Genomic DNA, 21,317 nt, shown 5'->3' with positions numbered 1-21,317 from the left:
ACGGGAAGCCCCCGGAACCCGCGGGGCTCCGGGGGCTTCCCGCACACCTCACGTCACAGCACCATGCCGCGGATCTGCCGCGCGGCGACCGACAGCGTGGCCAGGTCCAACCGGTTCGCCTGGTTGATCTCCTCCAGCGCCGCGCGGGCCCTGCTCAACCGGGAGGCGTTCATCTGCTCCCAGGTCGCGATCTTCTCCTCCGGGCTGTCGCCGGGGTCGCTGATGCGCAGCACGTCGAGCGTGATCGCGCGCAGCGAGGAGTAGAAGTCGTCCCGCAGGGCCAGCCGGGCCAGCGCGTGCCACCGGTTCCCGCGCTCCAGCGAACTCACCGAGCTGAGCATGTGGTCCATGCCCAGGTGCTCGGACAGCGCGTGGTACAGCTCGGCGGTCTCCAGGTGCGACCGCTCCGGGAGCAGCCCGGTGCCGTCCCCCGCCTCGCGCTCGGCCAGCTCGGCGATCTCGGTGATGTCGAGCAGGCTGTAGGTGAAGAGCTGCGACGCCACCCGGCACGCCAGGTCCTCCGACACACCGGCCTTCACCAGTCGGGCCACGTGCAGGTCGAGCGACGTGCGCTCACGCCCCTGCAACAGGTCCGGGATCCTGCCCGCCAGCTCGGTGACCACACCGGCGAACCGGGAGATCGTCGAGCCGACCTGCAACGGCTGCGGCCGGTTGGACAGCAGCCAGCGGGACGCGCGGTCGAGCAGCCTGCGCGACTCCAGCACCATCTCGTCGGCGACGGCCGTGTCGAGCAGGTTGTCGAGGCCCCGGATCTCCTCCCAGTGCGCCTTGAGGCCGAAGATCTCGGTGACCACGGCGAACGCGCGGACCGCGTCGGTCGGGGACGCGCTGATCTCCTCGGTCAGGCGGAACGGGTAGGAGATGCCCGCGCCGTCGATGACCTCGTTGACGAGCACGGTCGTCGTGATCTGCTTGCGCAGCGGGTGCGCGGGGATCACGTCGTCGAAGCGTTCGCGCAGCTCGCTGGGGAAGTACTCCGGCAGCTTGCGGGCGAACGTCTCGACCTCCGGCAGGTCGCTGGCGAGCACGTCCTCCTTGAGCGCGAGCTTCACGTGCGCGAGCAGCGTGCACAGCTCGGGCGAGGTGAGGCCGCTGCCCGCCTTCTCCATGGCGCGGAACTCGGCGGCGCTGGGCAGCGCCTCCAGCTCGCGGTCGAGCACGCCGCGCTTCTCCAGGTCCGCGACCAGCCGCGCGTGCACCGACAGCATCGGGGCCGCGTGCGCCCGGCTGACGCCCATGACGGCGTTCTGCGAGTAGTTGTCCGCCAGCACCAGCTCGCCGACCTCGTCGGTCATCTGGCCGAGCAGCTCGTTGCGCTGCTGCTGGTCGAACTTGCCGTCGCGGACGAGCTGGTCCAGCAGGATCTTGATGTTGACCTCGTGGTCGGAGCAGTCGACACCGGCCGAGTTGTCCAGCGCGTCGGTGTTGACCTTGCCGCCCTTGCGGGCGAACTCGATCCGGCCGCGCTGGGTCAGGCCCAGGTTGCCGCCCTCACCGACGACCTTGACCCGCAGGTCGACGCCGTTGACGCGGAGGCCGTCGTTGGCCTTGTCGCCGACCTCGGCGTGCGTCTCGGTCGCGGCCTTGACGTACGTGCCGATGCCGCCGTTCCACAGCAGGTCGACCGGGGACAGCAGGATCGCCTTCATCAGGTCCTGCGGCGACAGCTTCTCGACGCCGGCGTCGATGCCCAGCGCTTCGCGCACCTCGGCGCTGAGCGGGATGGACTTCGCCGTGCGCGGCCAGACACCGCCACCCGCGCTGACCAGCGACAGGTCGTAGTCCGCCCACGACGAGCGGGGCAGCTCGAAGAGCCGCTTGCGCTCGGCGAACGACGGCGCGGCGACCGGGGTGGGGTCGATGAAGATGTGCCGGTGGTCGAACGCCGCCACCAGGCGGATGTGCTCGGACAGCAGCATGCCGTTGCCGAACACGTCTCCGGACATGTCGCCGACACCGACGACGGTGAAGTCCTGCGACTGGGTGTCGACGCCCAGCTCGCGGAAGTTGCGCTTCACGCTCTCCCACGCGCCCTTGGCGGTGATGCCCATGGCCTTGTGGTCGTAGCCGACCGAGCCGCCGGAGGCGAACGCGTCGCCGAGCCAGAAGCCGTAGGACACGGCGACCTCGTTGGCGATGTCGGAGAACTGGGCGGTGCCCTTGTCCGCCGCGACCACCAGGTACGTGTCGTCGCCGTCGTGCCGGACGACCTGCGGCGCGGGGACGACCTTGCCGGAGTCGAGGTTGTCGGTCAGGTCCAGCAGACCGGAGATGAACTGGCGGTAGCAGGCGACGCCCTCCGCCAGGAACGCCTCGCGGTCCAGGCCCGTGTCGCCCGTCGAGACGGGCGGGCGCTTCACGACGAAGCCGCCCTTGGCGCCGACCGGCACGATGACCGCGTTCTTCACGGCCTGGGCCTTCACCAGGCCGAGGATCTCCGTGCGGAAGTCCTCCCGCCGGTCCGACCAGCGCAGACCACCGCGCGCGACCGAGCCGAAGCGCAGGTGCACGCCCTCGATGCGGGGCGAGTACACGAAGATCTCGAACCGCGGCCTCGGCTGCGGCAGCTCGGGGATGGCCTGCGGGTTCAGCTTCACGGCCAGGTACGGCCGGGCGTTGCCGCTCGCGTCGCGGAAGAAGTAGTTCGTCCGCAGCGTCGCCTGCACGAGCGTGAGCAGGCTGCGCAGGATGCGGTCCGCGTCCAGGCTCGTCACGTCGTCGATCAGCTTCACCAGGCCGCCGGTGAGCGACTCCGTGCGCGAGGACCGGTTCGCGTCGTCCAGCGCCGGGTCGAAGCGCGCCTCGAAGAGGTGCACCAGCTCGCTCGCCACCTCCGTGTGGCCGAGCACGACGTCCTCGATGTAGTCCTGGCTGTACGGCGTGCCCGCCTGGCGCAGGTACTTCGCGTACGCGCGCAGCATCGCGGCCTGCTGCCAGGTCAGACCGGCCTGGAGCACCAGCGTGTTGAAGCCGTCGACCTCCGCCTCACCGCGCCACGCGGCGGCGAACGCCTCCTGGAAGCGGGTCTGCACGGTGTCCAGGTCCGAGGTGTTGAGCCGGTCCAGGATCTTCGGCTCGATGCGCAGGCCGAAGTCGTAGATCCAGCACTGCACGCCGTCCTCGCGGACCAGTTCGTACGGGCGCTCGTCGACCACGACGACACCCATGCGCTGCAACATCGGCAGCACCTGCGACAGCGTGATCCGGTCGCCCGCCAGGAACAGCTTGAACCGCCGCTCCCCCGGCTCGGCGTTCTCCGGCACGTAGAAGACCATGTCCAGGTCGCCCGGCCGGAGCGCTTCGATGCGGCGGAAGTCGGCGAGGCCGTCGGCCGCGGAGAAGTCCTCCTTGTAGGCCTCCGGGAACGCCACGGCGAACCGCTGGCCCTGCTCACCGGCCGATTCGGTGCCGAGGCCGCCGTTCTGCCCGCCGTCGGCCTGCTCGGCCAGCACGGCGTCGACCATCCGGTCGTCCCAGCTCCGCACGGCCTCGGCCAGGCGGTTCTGCAACTCGGCGGTGTCGACCTCGACCGCGCCGCGGGCGGGGTCGGTGTGCACCATGAAGTGCACCCGCGCGAGGGCCGATTCCCCTATCCGCGCGCTGTACTCCAGGTTCACGCCGCCGAGCGCGTCGAGCAGCACCTCCTGCATGGCCAGCCGCGACGTCGTCGTGTAGCGGTCGCGCGGCAGGTAGACCAGGCACGAGTAGAAGCGGCCGTACGGGTCGCGGCGCAGGAACAGCCGCAGACGACGGCGTTCGGCCAGCGCGATGACCCCGGCGACGGTCGCGTAGAGCGTGTCGGCGTCGACCGAGAACAGCTCGGTGCGCGGGTAGTTCTGGACGACCTCCAGCATCCGCTGGCCCGAGTACGAGTGCAGCGGGAAGCCCGCGCGGTGGATCACGTCGCGCACCCGGCGTTCGATCACCGGGATGTCCAGCACGTCCTCGTGCAGCGCGGTCGTGCCGAACACGCCGAGGAACCGGTGCTCACCGGTCACGTTGCCGTCGGCGTCGAACGTCTTCACGCCCACGTAGTACGGGTACACCGAGCGGTGCACGCTCGACTGCGCGCTGGCCTGCGTCAGCACCAGCAGCTCGGGCGAGAGCGCCTGCGCGCCCGCGTCCGGCCCGGCGGTCAGGCTGCGCGCGGCCAGGCTGTCCTGCCGCAGCACGCCGAGACCGGAGGCGAGCACCGCGCGCAGGGCCGGTTCGCCGTTGGTCGCGGGGTCGTCGCGGATCAGCTCGTACTGGCGGTAGCCGAGGAAGGTGAAGTGGTCGTCGGCGAGCCAGCGCAGCAGCTTCGCGCCGTCGCTCGTCTCGTCCTGCGACAGCCGCGGCGGGTCGCTGTCGAGCTGGTCGGCGAGCTGGCGGGCCGTCGTGGTCATCTTGTCGGTGTCCTCGACGACCTCGCGGACGTCGTTCAGGACGGTGTGCAGCCGGGTCTCCAGCTCACGGGCCCGGTCGGGGTCCGTGATCAGGTCGACCTCGATGTTCATCCACGACTCGGCGATGGCGTCGGCCGGTGGCGCGGACGGGTCCGCGAGCGGCAGGACCTCGTGCAGCACACCGGTCACCGGGTCGCGGCGGACCACGACGATCGGGTGCACCACGCGCTGGACCTGGACACCGCCGCGCGTCAGCTCGGAGGCGACGGAGTCGACCAGGTACGGCATGTCGTCGGTGACGACCTGCACGACCGTGACCGGGCACTCCCAGCCGTCGTGCGCGCGGGTCGGGTTCAGGATGCGCACGGCCGGGCGGCCGGGCACCCGCGACTCGGCGAGTTGGTGGTTCGACCGCACGGCGCCGAGCAGGTCCACCGGGTCGTCGTCGTTGACTTCCTCGGAGGGTGCGTGGCGGTAGTACAGGCGGATGAGATCGGCGAGTTCCGGCGCGGCGGCGGCAGCCCGTTCGATCAATTCATCCCGAACCTGCTCGGGGCTCGCCGAGCGGCTTTTGCCAGGTTCGGCGCGACCGGCTTCGAACTCGGAACGGGACGGGGCTCCAGTCGAGGACATGTTCAGACGACTCTCCAAGCTATCCGGCACCTCTGTGTACCGGGTCCGAGGACCACAGTAGATGGCCGGTTCGAACGGGGTGGCAATGACCCGGGTACTGAATCGAACAACCTGGACTACTTTCGGGAAAGCCGATTATCGCGACTTTTCGCGTATTTCTCGTAGCCAAGCCTTTGTTACCAGCGGGAAACCTTATTAAAACCTCAAATCATATTCTCATGATTCGGGAAGCGTCCAACTGTCGTAGGGCGGGTGCGGCTCCCCGTCCGGTCCCGGCTCCCAGATGGGCGCGGTCGACTCGACGTCCCGCACCGGTGTGAGGTACGTCGTCTTCTCGGAATCGGTCGGCACGGCCCTGGGCCTCGGCTCGGGGTCGGCCGCCGGTTCCGGCTCCGCCACGTGGTGCCCGGCCCGCTCCAGGCGGTCCGGCGAGATCGGCGACGCGGGCGGTTCGGGCGTGCCCGGCGGCGTCGGCGTCTCAGCGGACGAGATCCAGTCCGCGATCTCCTCACCGGCCGTCTGGTCCGGGTCCGGGTCCGACCGGCGACCGGTCTCGTACGCCACCAGCGCCTCGGTGAGCAGCTCGGCCAGGCTCAGGTCGCTCTTGTGCCGCCGCGACGCCCGCGCCGCGCTGGGGACCTCGATCGTCCGGTCGCCGACCACGACGGCCGTGACGAACGGGTCCGGCTCGACGGGCGGTGCCTCGGCCGGGACCCGCCTGGGGAGTTCGGGCAGGTCGTCCTCGACGTCGGCGGACGTGAGGAACCGCGACCGGCCGAGGTCGAAGCCGCTGCTGGTCGGCGGCATCGGGATGGGGGCGGGCTGCGGGATCGGGTCGGGGTCCGGGATCGGGGGGACCTGGTCCGGCTCCGGGACCTCCGGAACCTGCCCCGGTTCGGGGACAGCCGGGACCTGCTCCGGCTCGCGGTCCGGTGTCGGGCTGCCGGGCGGCCGCGGGGCGGTGAGGGCGTCCGGCTCGGACGAGCGCGGGAAGTCGACGTCGAACGAGAAGTCCGACGGTGGTGCGCCCTTGCCGGACGCCGCGGCTCCGAACTCGGCGCCGGGGAAGATGCCGGGGTCCGCCGCGCCGGAGGAGCTGTAGCCGGGATCCCAGTTCGGCCGCGCACCGGAGGCCCAGCTCGGCGGGTCGGAGGGGGACCCGAGTCCATCGGACGGAGCCGGCCGGTCGGAGCGGGAGTCGACCGCGTCAGCGGGAGCAGGCCGGTCGGCACCAGAGCCGAACCCGTCGGCGGGGGTCGGCCGGTCGGAGTGTGAACCGAACCCGTCACCAGGACCTGACCGGTCAGCACCGAACCCGTCAGCAGAGATCGGCCGATCCGAGTGAGAACCGAACCCGTCACCAGGACCCGACCGGTCAAAGCCGAACCCGTCAGCCGAAGCAGGCCGATCCGAGCGGGAACCGAACCCGTCACCAAGACCCGACCGGTCAGCACCGAACCCATCCGCAGAGATCGGCCCGTCCGAGTGAGAACCGAACCCGTCAGCGGGAGCCCCTCGATCGGCGCCAGGACCGAAGCCGGCGGCGGAGGTCGGCCGGTCGGCGCCGAAGGTGGGCTCCTGGGGCGTTCCTGGAGCGAGGGTGGTGTGGTCGGGTGTGTCGAAGCCGGCGCCCGCGGGCTGTCGCGAGCCGGTGGTGAAGCCGTGGTCGGTCTGGTGGCGCGGGTCTGGCCGGGCGAAGTCGCTTCCGGGCGTGGCGGCCCCGGCATCGGGTTCGGGCTGGCGACGCCTGCCGGACTGAGCGGAGGCCTCGCCCGCGCCTGAGGTGTGGTGGGTGTCCGAGCCGGGCTCGTCGTTCGGCAGACCCGTGGGGGGTGCTTCGGCCGGACCCGGATCGTCGGACGGCCGGTCCGCGGGGCGGGAGCCGGTGCCGGGCAGGGCGTCCGCGGTCCAGTCCGCGGCCGAGCCCGCTCCGAAGCCGGGGCCGTCGTCGGGAACCCACGTCCGTCCCGAGCCCTGACCGAGGCCGAAGTCCGGGGGAAGACCGGCGGCCCGGTTCACCGCGGCGTCCGCGGACCAGTCCGGGGTCTGCGCACCCGACTCGGACCCGGCCCACCCCGGTTGCCGCGACGTCGACCCGTGATCGGGCGGGGACGTGGTCGGCAGGTCGGGTGCGCCGTGGCCCGACGTCGTGGTGGGGGGCCAGTTCTGCGGCGTGGTGGGGTCCGGATCGGCCGCGTTGGCGGTTCGGAAGCCGTCGCGGCCGAAGGAGTCGGCGGGCAGCCTGAAGTCGGGACCGGTGGAGCCCTGGCCCTGCGGGACCGGCGCGGAGCCCTGGGGCTCGGCCGGAACGGCGTTCTCCGGCTGAACCGGGAACGCTCCGGGTGCCACGGGCGGCTGGTCCGAGGCCGGGCGGAAGCCCGAGCGGCCCAGGGAGTCGGCACCCAGGCGGAAGTCGGGACCGACGCGCGGAGCGGCGGTCGGGTGCTCGCCCGGCGGGGTCGCGTCGGGCGTGGACCGGTGCGGGGGTTCCAGGCCCGACGACTGGGGGGTGCGCGCGGTGGGGATCACCGGCCCCTTGGCGAACGCCGCGCCGAGGCCCGCGGCGGGACGCTCCACGGGCATGCCGTCCGCGCCGACGGCCGGGTAGACCGTGGTGGGGGCGTCGAAGAGGTCCGACGGCGGGCGTTTCGGCTGGTCGTCGTCGGAGCGGAGGCGCTTCGGGGGTTCCACCCGCCACTTCGGGGTGTCCTCGACCGGCGGTTGAGCGGGCTCGGACGGCGGCTCGGGCTCGGGAGCGCTCGCCGCGGGCGCGGGATCGGCGGCGGGAGGCTGGGGGGACTCGGAGTCGGGTGCGCGCCTGCGCCCGCCCGAACGGCGCTTGTTCAGCAGGCCCGCGGCTTCGAGGGTGTCGAGGACGTTCGCGACCTCGGGCCCCTGCGCCTCCGTCCCGTGGTCGGGACCGTCGGCGGCGGCCGGAGCGGGGTCGGGAGTCTCGTCCGGCGCGGCCTGCCCCGCGGCCCAGGGAGCGGTGGGGACCGACGGTTCCGCGGACGGCGCCTGCGTGGGCGTGGTGTCCTCTTCGGCGGCCTCGCGGGCGGCGCGGCGGCGACCGCTGCGCATCGCCCCGGCGGCGGCGATCAGGCCGGTGGCGGGGACGGCCGTCTCCCCTCCCCGCTCGGACGTGGCCGGGAGGTCGGTGGCCGCGGGATCGCGGTCCTCGGCACGGCGCCTGCCGCCCGTGGACGCGACGGCGTCGGCGGGGTCCTGGGCGGGCTCGGGTGCGGTCGTGCCGAAAGGCTGGACCAGGCGCCAGCGGTCGGCCGCGTGGGCGCGGGCGGCGGAGATGCCCTCGACGGTCATGTCCTCGGCGGCGCGCAGGGCGCGTTTGACGCGCGGCCCCTCCGGTTTGGGGGTGGCCTGGGTGGGACGCCACTGGCGGAGCTGCTGCTTCAGCTCGGGCGCCAGCACGGCGTCGGCGGGCGGCTGGCTGCCGCGCATCACGCCCTGCGCGGACGGCGAGCGCCCCTCGCCGGGGCGCAGCAGGCTGCCGAGCTGCTCGTGCGGGCTCACCGGCTGGCGGTGGGCCCCGGAGAACTCCGCCGCCAGGCGGGCGCGCACGGCGTAGACGGCGCGAGCGCGACGGCGTTCGGCGGCGTGCGCCGAACGCAGGTCGGTCAGCGCTTCGGCCAGGTCACCGGAGACCTCGTGGACGTGGGCCAGCGCCAGCAGGCTCTCCGCGAGGAGGGTGTCCAACTGGTGGCGCTGAGCGCTGTCCGCCGCGTCGCGGAGCATCCCGCGAGCCAGGTCGACCCGACCGGCGGGCAGGTGGACGCGGGTGGCCAGCGCCAGCCGCAGCCAGCCGACGTCGCCCGCGGACGGGGCGCGGACCGGGAGGTCCAGCAGCGGGGACCCGACCTCGGAGGCCTCGGCGAGCCGGTTGGAGTCCATCAGCGCGCAGACCAGTTCCAGGGTCAGCTTCGCCCTGACCTGGCCGCTGTCGACGGACGGGTCGCCGAGCTTGGCCAGCAGCTCCAAGCCCCTGCCCGCGGCGTCGGTGGCGGCCTGGAGGTCGCCCCACCGCCGGTGCTGCGCCGCGGCGGAGGCGTGGAGCAGGCCGCGTTGCAGCAGGCGGGTGTCGGCGTCGAGCAGGGTGTCGGCCACGTAGAGCTGGTCGGCCTCGCTCAACGCCATGCCCGGCTGCGGGCCCCGGCCGATGGTGACCAGGCAGTCGCTCGCCTGGACCAGCGCGGCGGCGCGGAGGGCGTGCGGCACGCCGTCCGCCGCCAGCACCGGGCGGACCGCGCCGAAGCCCGTCAACGGGGCCCCGACGGCGGTCGCGCACGCGGCCAGTTCGATCCGCAGGCGCCAGGAGGTCTCCTGCTCGCCCGCCTTCTCCGACGCGCGCAGCGCGTCGAGGGCGCGGTCGGCGATGCGGACACCGCGCCCCATCCGGTTGGCCGCGAAGATCACCAGGGATTCCGCCCGCAACCGGTCGATCTCGTCACGGCGGGTCGAGGCGAGCGCGACGGCTCGCTCACCGAGCACCAGGGCAAGCTCCGGTGCCCGCCAACGCAGCCGCCAGGCGGGCACGACCAGCGTGCTCACCTCGACGTCCGCCTGCGCTTCGCCTCTCGCCGCCATGCGTCCCGGCTCAGTCCCGAGTCAGCTTGCGGTAGGTGACCCGGTGAGGCCTCGCGGCCTCGGCGCCGAGACGACTGAGCTTGTTCTTCTCGTAACCCTCGAAGTTGCCCTCGAACCAGTACCACTTGGCCGGGTCCTCGTCCGTGCCCTCCCAGGCCAGGATGTGGGTGGCCACGCGGTCCAGGAACCACCGGTCGTGCGAGATCACGACGGCGCAGCCGGGGAACTGCTCCAGCGCGTTCTCCATCGAGCCGAGCGTCTCGACGTCCAGGTCGTTCGTCGGTTCGTCGAGCAGGATCAGGTTCCCGCCCTGCTGGAGGGTCATCGCCAGGTTCAGCCGGTTGCGCTCGCCACCGGAGAGCACGCCCGCGGGCTTCTGCTGGTCGGGACCCTTGAACCCGAAGGCGCTGACGTACGCCCGCGACGGCATCTCGACGTTGCCGACGTGGATGTAGTCGAGGCCGCCGGAGACGGTCTCCCACACGGTCTTCTTGGGGTCGATGCCCGAGCGGTTCTGGTCGACGTAGGACAGCTTGACCGTCTCGCCGACCTTGACCTTGCCCTCGTCCGGCTGCTCCAGCCCGACGATGGTCTTGAACAGCGTCGTCTTGCCGACGCCGTTCGGGCCGATCACGCCGACGATGCCGTTGCGGGGCAGGTCGAACGTGAGGCCGTCGATCAGGACCCGGTCGCCGAAGCCCTTCTTCAGCTCGTTGACCTCGACCACGACGCTGCCCAGACGCGGGCCCGGCGGGATCTGGATCTCCTCGAAGTCGAGCTTGCGGGTCTTCTCCGCCTCGGCCGCCATCTCCTCGTACCGGTCGAGGCGGGCCTTCGACTTGGCCTGGCGGGCCTTGGCGCCCGACCGGACCCAGTCCAGCTCGTCCCTCAGCCGCTTCTGGAGCTTCTGGTCCTTCTTGCCCTGGACCGCGAGGCGCTCGGCCTTCTTCTCCAGGTACGTCGAGTAGTTGCCCTCGTACGGGTGGGTCTTGCCGCGGTCGATCTCCAGGATCCACTCGGCGAGGTTGTCCAGGAAGTACCGGTCGTGCGTCACGGCGAGGACGGCACCGGCGTACCCGGCGAGGTGCTGTTCCAGCCACAGGACGCTCTCCGCGTCCAGGTGGTTGGTGGGCTCGTCGAGCAGCAGCAGGTCGGGCTTGCTCAGGAGCAGCTTGCACAGCGCGACCCGACGGCGCTCACCACCGGACAGCTTGGTGACGTCGGCGTCCGGCGGAGGGCAGCGGAGGGCGTCCATCGCCTGGTCGAGCTGGGAGTCGATGTCCCACGCGTTGGCGTGGTCCAGGTCCTCCTGGAGCGCGCCCATCTCCTCCATCAGCTCGTCGGAGTAGTCGGTGGCCATCTTCTCGGCGATCTCGTTGTAGCGGTCGAGCTTCACCTTGATCTCGCCGAGGCCCTCCTCGACGTTGCCGAGGACCGTCTTCTCCTCGTTCAGCGGGGGCTCCTGCTGGAGGATGCCCACCGTGTAGCCGGGAGCCAGGTACGCCTCACCGTTTCCCGGCGTGTCCAGACCGGCCATGATTTTGAGGACGCTCGACTTGCCCGCCCCGTTGGGGCCGACGACGCCGATCTTGGCACCGGGGTAGAACATGATCGTGACGTCATCAAGGATGACCTTGTCCCCGTGCGCCTTGCGCACCTTCTTCATGGTGTAAATGAACTCGGCCATGGCCGCGATCGTAGAGCGGTGCCGATCGAGCTAGAACCGCGGTTGCCAGCAGCGCGTCTTTCGACACTGAAGAGTTAACGCGGACGAGGGTCACCCACACCTGCAACACACCCCGTTCGGGGCACGTGCTCAGTGGTCGCGCAGCGCGTTGACCAGCCCATCCTCTGACCCGCCCGACCGGCCGTCGATGTCAAGTTCCGACGTCCGCTCGCGCGGGCACTCCTCGGTCCACTCCTCACAACCGGCGGCGCGGTCACGCCCGACGCCGATCTCCGACCTTCCCTCCTCCGCACTCGCGTTCACGATCCGCGCGGGCCTTCGCCGCGCGGCTTCCGGTACATCTTGTCGTCTCGGCGGTCGGAGCGGACGACTTCTCCACCCGCGTTCGAGGGTTGCCCCGAGCGGACGCGCACCCCGCACCCGACCGCCGCATCAGGGCAGCGCGCCCACCACCTCCGGCACCCCCTCGCCCTCCTTGCGGGGAGCGACGAGGTCCGGCATGCCCGGTATCGGCACGTCGGGCGAACCGGACCCGTCGTGCTCGATCGCCACCCGACCCCACTGGAGGCTCGCGCCGACGGCCGCCGCCTCGATCTCGGAGACGTTGCGCCGGTTCCCGTCCAGCTCGTAGTCGCGGTTGCGCAGCCTGCCCGTGACGATCACCGAGTCGCCCTTCTCCAGCGCCTTGCCCACCTCGTCGGCCAGCCTCCGCCAGCACGTCACGTTCAGGAACAGCTTGTCGCCGTCCACGAACCCCTGGGCGTCGGTGTCGTACCGCCGCGCCACGGACAGGATCCGGAACGAGGTGCGGCTGACGCCCGAGGCGAGCTCCCGGTGCGTGACCTCGCTCGCCACGACACCGACAACCGTGATCGCCGTGTCATTCCAACCCATCGCCGCGCCTCCCGATTCCCTGCTGCCAGTTCTGTCCCGACAAGCTTCCGACCTGCGACGGGTACGGGACAGCGCGATCTCCGGACCTGTGGACGACCACCCCGCCTGTGGACAGGTCGCGAGCGTGGGACCGGAATCGTCGGTCCCCTGTGGTAGGCGCGGACTAGAATGAGTGAGTGCTCACTCCTTGACATGAGTGAGTGCTCACTCATACAGTCGTGACATGTCCGACGAAGGCACGACCCGACGACGCCGAGCCCCGGCGATGAGCCTGGAAGACCGCCGCGAGGCGCTCGTCAAGGCCACGATCCCGCTGCTGCTCGTGCACGGGGCGAACGTCACCACCAACCAGATCGCCAAGGCGGCCGACGTCGCGGAGGGCACGGTCTTCCGGGCGTTCAAGGACAAGCAGGAACTGCTGACCTGCGCGCTGCGCAGCGCCATGGAGCCCGACACCGAGATCGACCTGATCGACCGCATCCCGGCGACCGCCCCGATCGAGGAGCGGCTGACCGGCGCGGTCAGGGCCGTCACGGGCTACCTGGACCGCATGTGGTCGCTCATGAGCGCCCTCCAGGACACGGGGTTCGACCCGCGCGGGGAGGGCGGCGGGCGCAAGGGCCCGCCCGAGGAGATGCAGCGGGTCATGCGGCGCGTCGCCGAGCTGTTCGAGCCCGACGCCGAGCGGCTGCGGGTCGAACCGCTGCTGGCCGCCCGGCTGCTCATGGGCTTCGTGTTCACGAACCGGATGCAGCACAACGGGTTCGGCGAGGGCGCGGCGGAAGCGGACCAGCTCGTCGAGCTGTTCCTGCACGGCACCATCCGGACAGGGGAAGAGCAATGACCGACCTGATGATCGAGGCGCGGGACGTCGTCAAGGCGTTCGGCGACGTGAAGGCGCTCGACGGGGTGAGCGTCGCCGTGCCGAGGGGCACGGTGCTCGGCCTGCTGGGCCACAACGGCGCGGGCAAGACGACCCTGGTCAACGTGCTGACCACGTTGCTGCCGCCCGATTCCGGCACCGCGCGGGTCGGCGGGTTCGACGTGGTCGCGCAGGGGCACGACGTGCGCAGCAGGATCGGCCTCACCGGCCAGTTCGCCGCCGTGGACGAGCAGCTGTCCGGCACGGACAACCTGGTGCTGATCGCCAGGCTGCTCGGCGCGAGCCCGAGGGAGGCGCGCGAGCGGGCCGCCGAACTGCTGGAGGTGTTCGACCTGGCGGACGCGGCGAAGCGCCCGTCGCGCACGTACTCCGGCGGCATGCGCAGGCGCCTCGACCTCGCCGCGGGTCTGGTCGGCCGCCCGGACGTGATCTTCCTGGACGAGCCGACGACCGGCCTCGACCCGTCGAGCCGGTTGAGCATGTGGGAGATCGTGGAACGACTGGTCTCCGAGGGCACGACGGTGCTGCTGACCACGCAGTACCTGGACGAGGCCGACCGGCTGGCCGACTCGATCACCGTCCTGGCCGAGGGCAGGGTCGTCGCCTCCGGCACCAGCTCGGAGCTCAAGGCCCAGGTCGGCCAGCGCACGGTCACCGTGACGCTCGCCGCCGCCGCGGACCTGCCGAAGGCGATGCGGTCGCTGGAACAGGCGGGTCTCCAGCCCGTGCTCGACGTCGAGCACAACAGCCTCACCGCACCCGTGACCGCCTCGCGCGAGCTGGCCGTCGTGGTCCGCGCGCTGGACGAGGTCGGCCTGGAGGCCAGCGAACTGGCCCTCGGCGAGCCGACGCTCGACGACGTGTACCTCACCCTCGCCGCCGACCAGGCCGCCTGAACAGGAGATGGGCATGACCTCCACACTCGCTCCAACGCCCGCCGCGGCGGCCCCCACCGCGTGGCGCGGCAGCGGTTTCGCCACCCAGGTGCTGGTGCTGACGCAGAGATCGCTGCGGGCGGTCGTCAGCGACCCGCGCATGGTGATCTTCAGCGTGCTCCAGCCGCTGATCATGCTGACGCTGTTCAGCCAGATCTTCAGCAGCATCGCGAAGACGCCGGGGTTCCCGCAGGGCGTGGCCTACATCGACTTCCTGATGCCCGCGATCCTGGTGAACACGGCGATGCAGTCCGCGCTCCAGGCGGGCGTCGGGCTCGTGACCGACATGAAGAACGGCGTGCTCGCCCGGTTCCGCTCGCTGCCGATCCAGCTGGGTTCGGTGCTGATCGCCCGCAGCCTGTCCGACCTGGTGCGCTCGGCGTTCCAACTGCTGATCATGATCGTCTTCGCGGTGACGATCTTCGGGTTCGCCCCCGCGGGCGGGATCCTCGGCGTGACCGCCGCGCTGGCGCTCGCGCTGGTCGTCGGCTGGGGCCTCGGCTGGGTGTTCCTGGCCATCGCCGCCTGGCTGCGCAACGCGGAGCTGATGCAGACCGTCGGCTTCCTGGCGATCTTCCCCCTGATGTTCGCGTCCAGCGCCTACGTGCCGGTCAGCGGCCTGCCGAGCTGGTTGCAGGCCGTCGCCACGGTCAACCCGCTCACGCACGCGGTCGACGCCGCGCGCGGGCTCGCGCTGGCCCAGCCGGTCACCGGGGCGTTCGCCGCCATCGCGACCAGCCTCGTCATCGCGGCGGTCGGCGGGGCGTTCGCGGTGAAGGGGTTCCGCAAGCCCCTCTAGTCGCCCGACATCTTCTTCAGCATGGCGTTGTACGCGGCGAGGTCCGCGTCCCCGTCGCCGTCCGCCCGCCGGTCCGACCGGCGGGCGTCGCGGTTGTCGGACCTGGCCCACTGCACGAGCAGCGCCACCATCACCACCAGGAGCGGCAGCTCACCGGCGGCCCAGGCGATGCCGCCGCCGAGCCGCTGGTCCTCCAGCAGCGACGAGACCCACGGCAGGCCGAGGCCGCGGTAGAAGTTCTCGCCGATCACGGTCTGCGAGCTCATCAGCGTGATGCCGAAGAACGCGTGGAACGGGATCGACGCGAACAGCAGGCCCAGCCTGCCCAGCGGGGGCAGCCGGTTCGGGGCGGGGTCGATGCCGATCACCGGCCAGTAGAAGACGTAGCCGACCAGGATGAAGTGGGCGTTCATCGCGAGGTGCGCCCAGTGGTTGGGCAGCGCGGCGTCGAACAGGCCGGAGAAGTACAGGCCGTAGAACGACCCCACGAACAGGAACAGGGCGACGAACGGGTTGGTCAGCAGCTTCGCGAGCGGTGACTGCACGAACGCCAGCAGCCAGTCGCGCGGACCGGGCGGTCCGTCCTTGCCGGACGTCGGCAGGGCGCGCAGCGCCAGCGTCACGGGACCGCCGAGCACCAGCAGGATCGGCGCCAGCATGGAGAGCAGCATGTGCGCCCCCATGTGCACGCTGAACATCGCGGGCGCGTACCGGCCGATGCCGGAGGACGTGCCGACCAGGATCGTGGCGCAGCCGAGCACCCAGGCGACCGTGCGGCCGACGGGCCACGCGTCACCGCGCCCGCGGAGCCTGCGCACGCCGAGCAGGTACAGCACCGCGAGCACGACGGCCGCGGTGCCGAAGATCAGGTCGAAGCGCCAGTCGAAGAGCAGCCGGAACGCGGTGGGAGCGCCGTCGAGGTCGTAGCCGATGCGCAGTTCCACCCGGCTCGGCAGCACCCTGCCGTCGGTCGGCGGAGGCGTGCGGCTCAGGGCCGCCGCGATGCCGAGCGTGACGAACATGATCAGGACCTCGATGCCCGCCAACCGCAGCAGCGCGGCGCCGGAGCCGGTCCGCACGACGTCGCGCACGCCGCGGGTCCGGTGCAGGTAGCCGATGCCGCCGAGCAGGAGCAGCGCGGCGATCTTGGCGACCACGAGCAGGCCGTAGTTCGTGGTGAACAGGTCGCCCAGCGGCAGCCGCACCAGCGCGTTGACCATCCCGGAGACGGCCATCACGATCCAGCAGACCAGCGCGAGGGCGGAGAACCTCGTCGTGGCCAGCGCCAGGTCGTTGCCGCGCCTGCGGCCGTGCGCCAGCAGGGCGATCAGCCCGCCCACCCACAGCGCGGCGGCCACGAGGTGGAACAGGAGGCTGTTGGTGGCCACGTCGTGCGAGCCGCCGCCGGAGGAGTGCCCGGTGACCGCGACCGGCACCAGTGCGAAGAGGGACGCGGAGAACAGCACCGCCGTCCAGCCCCACGACAGGACGATCGTGCTGCCCAGCGCGATCAGCGCCACGACGACGGCGGTGATCATCCACGCGCGGGCCTGCTCGATGAACCCGGCGGCCTGGAACAGCTCGGCCGGGTTGAACATGACCGACACGGGTTGCCCCATCGCGTCGGCGGCGGTGAACGGCACGGCCAGCACGGCGCCGAACGTCCACAGCAGCGCCGTCCACCCCGCGGTGCGCAGCGCCGCGTACCCGTCGGCCGCCAGCAGCCCGGAAGGCTGCGGGGGCACCAGGAACGCGGCCAGCAGCAACGACCCGATGGTCACCACCGCGGCGGACTCGGTGAGGACCCGCACGACGATCAGACCGGTGCGGTCGTTGCCCGTCGCGCTCAGGAGCCCGGCCGCGACGAGCGCCGCGACGCCGGACCCGACCACCAGCAGGGGGACGAGTCCCGTACGCCTCCTGCGGGGGCTCGGCGGGGACTCGGCGTCGGTGAGGGCTTCGGAGGGCACGCATCGAGCCTAGGCGGCTTGTCATCCCCCCGTGCTCCGGCCTGTTCGCCCACGCGGGCGCGGCAGCCGGGGTCCTGCTCCGACCCACTACCGTTCCGACCCGTGACCCGCCCTCCTCGCGCACTGCCGCTCGTGCTGGCGGCCTTGGCCCTCGCGGGCTGCAGCTACTCCGTCAACGGCTCCGCGCTGCCGGACCCGAACACCTCGGCCACGACCGCGACGAGGACGACGGCGCCCTCGACGTCGGTCGCGGCGGGTCCGGCGCCGAAGATCGCCAAGCCGCGCACGGTCGCGGGCGTCGACCCGTGCAAGGTGCTCGACGCGAACGACCTCAAGGGCATCGGCGTGTTCAAGCGCGACCCGCGCCGCCAGGACGACACGATCCAGGAGTCGTGCCAGTACCTGCTGAACGACGGCAGCCCGACCGGGCGGACCGTCGTCACCGCCCTCTACCAGCGCTACGAACAGGTGCGGGACCGGCAGAAGGGCGGCAAGGAGCAGTTGGTGGAGGGCCACTCGACGTGGATGTTCTGCCAGCTGACCGGTCCGGAGGAGGTCTGCACCGCCACGATCGCGGTGAACGCCAACCGCAGCGTCCTGGTCGCGATGGCCCAGACCGGCGGTGTGCCGGACCAGATGGTCGTCGTCATGGCACCGCTGCTCAAGGCCGCGCTGGCACGGATTCCGGTCGCCTAGCGGCCAGTTCGCGGGCGCGGGAGCGGGCGGCGAACCACACCGTCGGCACCATGAGGGCGCAGACGAGCGCGACGACGCCCAGCGACACCGTGAGCGAGCTGAGGTGGGCGAGCCCGCCGACGATCGGCGGCCCGGCGAGGAACCCGGTGTAGGCGATGGTCGTCACCAGTCCCAGCTCGCGCTCGCCGCCGGTGCCGTCGGCGCGGCGACCGGCCTCCCCGGCCAGGTCCATGATCACCGGGAAGGCGAACGCCAGCCCCAGTCCGGCGAGCGCGAACCCGACGTAGCCCGAGGCGGGCACCGGGACGAGCACGGCGGCGGTGAGCCCGACCGAGGCGACCACCGCTCCGCCGACGAGCAGGCGGTAGGGACCCCAGCGGCGTTGGACGGGCTCGCCGGACAGCCGCGCGAGCGCCATCGTGATGGAGAACACCGCGTACGCGACGGCCGCGGCGGCCTCGCCCATCCCCCGCTCCCGCACCAGGAACAGCGCGGACCAGTCGGCCGACGCGCCCTCCGCGATGGCCGAGCAGAACGCGACGCCCGCCAGCAGCCACAGCACCGGACGGCGCAGGACGGTCGGCTGCGGACCGACGGCCACCTCGCGGTCGCGTTCACCGGACTCGCCGGGCACCCTGCGGTGCACGAGCAGCAGGACCAGGAGTCCGACGGCGCTGGCGACCAGGAAGTGCGGCAGCGGGCTCCACGACGCGGCGGCGGCGAGCGCGGCGCCGATCGAGCCGATCAGACCGCCGAAGCTGAAGCCCGCGTGGAACTGCGGCATCAGCGGCCGGTCCAGCTCCCGCAGGACGCCGACCGCCGCGATGTTCATCGACACGTCGAGCGCGGCGATGCTCGACCCCAGCAGGAACAGCACCAGGCCCAGGTGCACCGGCGTGGCCGTGAGCGCCAGCAGCGGGAGGACGAGGGCGCTGGCGACACCGCTGACCAGTACGACGCGGCGAGCGCCGAACGCGGCGCAGAGGCGCGCGGCGAACGGCGCGGTGAGCGCGAGCCCGATGCTGGCGCCGAGGAGCGCGAGGCCGAGCGTGCCCTCGCCCGCGCCGACCTGGGACGCCAGCGCGGGGACGCGGGCGGCCCACGAGCCGAAGACCGCGCCGTTGAAGACGAAGACGATGAACACGGCCAGTCGGGGTGACGGCAAGGCGGTCCTCCTCATCGGGTCTCACCCCAGCATGACTGAAGCGCTTCAGATCCGTCCAGTCCGATCTTCGAGGTCGATGGCTACCCTCTGCGGTGTGGACACAGCCCGACCGCGCAAGCCGACCCTCGACACCGTCGCCGGTGTCGTCGGGGTGTCGCGCGCGACCGTGTCCAACGCCTACAACAGGCCGGACCAGCTCTCCGCCGCGCTGCGCGAGCGCATCCTGGCCGCCGCGCTCGAACTCGGCTACGCCGGACCGGACCCCGTGGCCCGCAGCCTGGCGACCAGGTCCAGCGCCGCCGTCGGGTTCATGCTCGGCCAGCCGCTGACCGCGGCGTTCTCCGATCCGGCGGTCAGCGTGTTCCTCGACGGACTGGCCTCCACTGTGGACGGTCGTGACCACTGCCTGGTGCTGATGCCGGGCAACGAGACCGGCGGACCCCGGCCGGAGACCGTGGCCAGGGCGCAGGCCGACGTGTTCGTGGCGTACTCCCTGCCCGACGACGCGCCCGCGCTGGCCGCCGTGCGCGCCCGCGGCCTGCCGATGGTGGTCGTGGACCAACCGGTCCTCGCCGGCGCGGCACGCGTCGAGGTGGACGACACCGGTGGCGCCCGTTCGGCGGCGGAGCACCTGCTCCTGTTGGGGCATCGGCACTTCGGCGTGCTCACGTTCGCCCTGCGCCCCGGAGGCAGGACCGGCCCGGTGGACGAGCGCCGCCGGACCGAGGCGTCGTTCCGGGTCACCAGGGACCGGCTGGCGGGCTACCTCGACGTGCTGGCCGCCGCGGGGATCACCGGCGTGCCGATCTGGGAAGCCAGCGGCAGCAGACGGGAACTGGGCCGCGCGGGCGCGAGATGGCTGCTGGAGCAGGACCCCAGACCCACCGCCCTGCTCTGCGCGTCCGACGAGCTCGCCTTCGGCGCGCTGCGGGCCGTGCGCGACGCCGGGCTCACCACGCCCGACGACGTGTCGGTCACCGGCTTCGACGACGTGCCCGACGCCAAGCACGCCGACCCGCCGCTGACCACGGTTCGGCAGCCACTGGCCGAGAAAGGGCGAAGAGCGGGCGAACTCGCCCTCAGGCTGCTCGACGGCGAGAGCCCCGGCGGACCGATCAGAGTGCCCGTGGAACTCGTGCTGCGGGCCTCCACCCGGCCACCAAGGTGATCTGCGTCACTTTCGGCCATTCTTAACAGTATTCGGGTCTCTGAACGGAAACGGTCACACGTCCTCCGGCGATGAGACCGTTGGGGACGGCTACGCTGCTACGGCACGTGGTCGGCATCCCCTCCAGCCTCCGTAGCTCAGTGGAGAGAGCGAGGGACTTCTAATCCCGAGGTCGCAGGTTCGAATCCTGCCGGGGGCGCTGCTGGTCAGAACGATTCGGAACACCGGGCACGGTCGAAGTTCGCCCGATCCCGAATCGATCGGAGCGGGACCTGTGGTCGCATGTGGACGGTATTACCGGTCACATGCGACCACAGCCGCGGAACGCAAACGAGCGACTGTCACCGAAGGTACGCGGCAACTCACGCAACGCTGCGCGAACGGTCACCCATTCACCACCGGTGACGGTTTCCCGTCACCATTCGTCCGGTTTCAGGACTGCCCGAAGTCCGCTCGGTGGTCGCGCGCCCACTCGACGAGGGTCCGCCCCGGCCTGCCGGTGACCCGCTCGAAGTCCGGCGAGACCTCCGGCGGCTCCTCGGCGAACTCGGCCTGGTAGCTCAAGATGTACTCGGCGATGGCCATGGGGTACCCGCCCTCGATGAGCATCCGCCGCGCCTGGCCGAAGGTGAGCGGCTCGAACCGCAGCGGCCTGCCGATGCCCTCGGCGACCGCGGCGGCCTGCTGCCGGTGGGTGAGCCGCTCCGGACCGGTCAGCGTGTACGCCCTGCCCCGGTGGCCGTCCTCCAGCAGCGCGGTCGTGGCGACCTCGGCGATGTCGGCCTCGTGGACCGGGACACCCGTGCCGTCGGGGAAAGCGTTGCGCACCACGCCTTCGGTGCGGACCGAGTGCGCCCAGACGTCGAGCTTGTTCACGGCGAACTCGTGCGGCCGGACGTGGGTCCACTCCAGTCCGGATGCCTCAACCCGTTGCTCCACCTGGAGGAGCAGCTCGAAGCTGCCCGGTCGCCGCGTGGTGACGGCGCTGCCGGTGAGCGTGACGATCCTCCGCAGCCCCGACGCCGCCGCCGCGGCGAGGAAGTCGTCCGCCAGGTCGACCCCGCGCTCGTCGTGGACGGCCACGGGCAGGTAGTAGGCGCGGTCGACGCCGTCGAGCGCGGCGGCCAGGTCCTCGGGGCGTTCGAGGTCGCCCCGGACGACCTCGACACCGTCGGGCAGGCCCGCTTTCGCCGGGTGTCGGGTGAGTGCTCGGACCTGCTGACCCGCGGCCAGCAGTGCGTGCACGACGGCGCGGCCGGTGGTGCCGGTCGCGGCGGTTACCAGGACGGTCACTGGACTTCCCTTCGGTATTCAAACTTGAGTACCGAAGGCTAGCGACCCCGGCAGCTCACGTGCACATGGAAATCCTCGTGACTCAGGTCACCAGTTCGGCGCAGGATCCGGGCGGGGGCGGCTCCCCCACCCCCGACGGAACGCGACGCAGCAGGGCGGCGGCCGCTCGTGCCAGGCCACCCGGTC

Annotated in this window: 12 protein-coding genes and 1 tRNA gene; 6 read left to right on the top strand and 7 right to left on the bottom strand. The window is 71.8% G+C overall.

Annotated features, from left to right (window positions below; genetic code table 11):
• Positions 1-53 precede the first annotated feature (53 nt).
• From VFZ92_RS19305 to VFZ92_RS19290, 4 genes are all read right to left on the bottom strand, one after another.
• The gene (locus VFZ92_RS19305; RefSeq protein ID WP_330877356.1) at positions 54-5,039 is read right to left on the bottom strand and encodes an NAD-glutamate dehydrogenase; all 4,986 of its coding nucleotides are present in this window, start codon (positions 5,037-5,039) and stop codon (positions 54-56) included.
• A 216-nt stretch (positions 5,040-5,255) separates the two neighbouring features.
• Positions 5,256-9,641, bottom strand: coding sequence for a hypothetical protein (locus tag VFZ92_RS19300; protein ID WP_330877355.1), 4,386 nt, complete (start codon positions 9,639-9,641; stop codon positions 5,256-5,258).
• Positions 9,642-9,651: 10 nt separating this feature from the next.
• The gene (gene ettA, locus VFZ92_RS19295; RefSeq protein ID WP_330877354.1) at positions 9,652-11,328 is read right to left on the bottom strand and encodes an energy-dependent translational throttle protein EttA; all 1,677 of its coding nucleotides are present in this window, start codon (positions 11,326-11,328) and stop codon (positions 9,652-9,654) included.
• 432 nt (positions 11,329-11,760) lie between these two features.
• A complete protein-coding gene (locus VFZ92_RS19290) occupies positions 11,761-12,222 on the bottom strand; it encodes a single-stranded DNA-binding protein (RefSeq protein ID WP_330877353.1) in 462 nt (153 codons plus the stop codon).
• Between the two features lie 223 nt (positions 12,223-12,445).
• On the opposite strand from VFZ92_RS19290, the gene VFZ92_RS19285 reads away from it, so the two are divergent.
• Genes VFZ92_RS19285 through VFZ92_RS19275 form a run of 3 tightly spaced genes read left to right on the top strand, consistent with a single transcriptional unit; the run spans position 12,446 to position 14,839 of the window.
• Entirely contained in the window at positions 12,446-13,066 is a 621-nt protein-coding gene (locus tag VFZ92_RS19285) for a TetR/AcrR family transcriptional regulator (protein ID WP_330877352.1), read from the top strand.
• A complete protein-coding gene (locus tag VFZ92_RS19280) occupies positions 13,063-14,001 on the top strand; it encodes an ATP-binding cassette domain-containing protein (protein ID WP_330877351.1) in 939 nt (312 codons plus the stop codon). The genes VFZ92_RS19285 and VFZ92_RS19280 overlap by 4 nt, the downstream gene beginning before the upstream one ends.
• A gap of 13 nt (positions 14,002-14,014) precedes the next feature.
• Entirely contained in the window at positions 14,015-14,839 is an 825-nt protein-coding gene (locus VFZ92_RS19275; protein WP_330877350.1) for an ABC transporter permease, read from the top strand.
• Here the strand turns inward: VFZ92_RS19275 and VFZ92_RS19270 are convergent.
• The gene (locus VFZ92_RS19270) at positions 14,836-16,809 is read right to left on the bottom strand and encodes a cytochrome c oxidase assembly protein (RefSeq protein WP_330877349.1); all 1,974 of its coding nucleotides are present in this window, start codon (positions 16,807-16,809) and stop codon (positions 14,836-14,838) included. The genes VFZ92_RS19275 and VFZ92_RS19270 overlap by 4 nt on opposite strands.
• A 102-nt stretch (positions 16,810-16,911) precedes the next feature.
• Here VFZ92_RS19270 and VFZ92_RS19265 point away from each other — a divergent pair, with 102 nt between their 5' ends.
• Entirely contained in the window at positions 16,912-17,505 is a 594-nt protein-coding gene (locus tag VFZ92_RS19265; RefSeq protein ID WP_330877348.1) for a DUF3558 family protein, read from the top strand.
• Here the strand turns inward: VFZ92_RS19265 and VFZ92_RS19260 are convergent.
• Positions 17,471-18,670, bottom strand: a complete 1,200-nt coding sequence (locus VFZ92_RS19260) for an MFS transporter (RefSeq protein WP_330877347.1) — start codon at positions 18,668-18,670, stop codon at positions 17,471-17,473. The two genes, VFZ92_RS19265 and VFZ92_RS19260, sit on opposite strands and share 35 nt — an antisense overlap.
• Before the next feature lie 94 nt (positions 18,671-18,764).
• Between VFZ92_RS19260 and VFZ92_RS19255 the strand changes: the two genes are divergently transcribed.
• The gene (locus VFZ92_RS19255) at positions 18,765-19,838 is read left to right on the top strand and encodes a LacI family DNA-binding transcriptional regulator (RefSeq protein ID WP_330877346.1); all 1,074 of its coding nucleotides are present in this window, start codon (positions 18,765-18,767) and stop codon (positions 19,836-19,838) included.
• A 126-nt stretch (positions 19,839-19,964) separates the two neighbouring features.
• Positions 19,965-20,037, top strand: a tRNA-Arg gene (locus VFZ92_RS19250).
• A 233-nt stretch (positions 20,038-20,270) separates the two neighbouring features.
• Here the strand turns inward: VFZ92_RS19250 and VFZ92_RS19245 are convergent.
• Positions 20,271-21,131 (bottom strand): NAD(P)H-binding protein, encoded by an 861-nt coding sequence (locus VFZ92_RS19245; protein WP_330877345.1) that lies wholly within the window; start codon positions 21,129-21,131, stop codon positions 20,271-20,273.
• Between the last annotated feature and the right edge of the window lie 186 nt (positions 21,132-21,317).

It is taken from the genome of Umezawaea sp., assembly GCF_036375055.1.
GTDB lineage: Bacteria > Actinomycetota > Actinomycetes > Mycobacteriales > Pseudonocardiaceae > Umezawaea.
This window is presented reverse-complemented; position numbering and strand designations above follow the sequence as displayed.

Coding starts and splice junctions, on each gene's coding strand:
- VFZ92_RS19285 (WP_330877352.1), top strand. CDS start 12,446: ATGTCCGACGAAGGCACGACCCGACGACGCCGAGCCCCGGCGATGAGC.
- VFZ92_RS19280 (WP_330877351.1), top strand. CDS start 13,063: ATGACCGACCTGATGATCGAGGCGCGGGACGTCGTCAAGGCGTTCGGC.
- VFZ92_RS19275 (WP_330877350.1), top strand. CDS start 14,015: ATGACCTCCACACTCGCTCCAACGCCCGCCGCGGCGGCCCCCACCGCG.
- VFZ92_RS19305 (WP_330877356.1), bottom strand. CDS start 5,039: ATGTCCTCGACTGGAGCCCCGTCCCGTTCCGAGTTCGAAGCCGGTCGC.
- ettA (WP_330877354.1), bottom strand. CDS start 11,328: ATGGCCGAGTTCATTTACACCATGAAGAAGGTGCGCAAGGCGCACGGG.
- VFZ92_RS19290 (WP_330877353.1), bottom strand. CDS start 12,222: ATGGGTTGGAATGACACGGCGATCACGGTTGTCGGTGTCGTGGCGAGC.
- VFZ92_RS19300 (WP_330877355.1), bottom strand. CDS start 9,641: ATGGCGGCGAGAGGCGAAGCGCAGGCGGACGTCGAGGTGAGCACGCTG.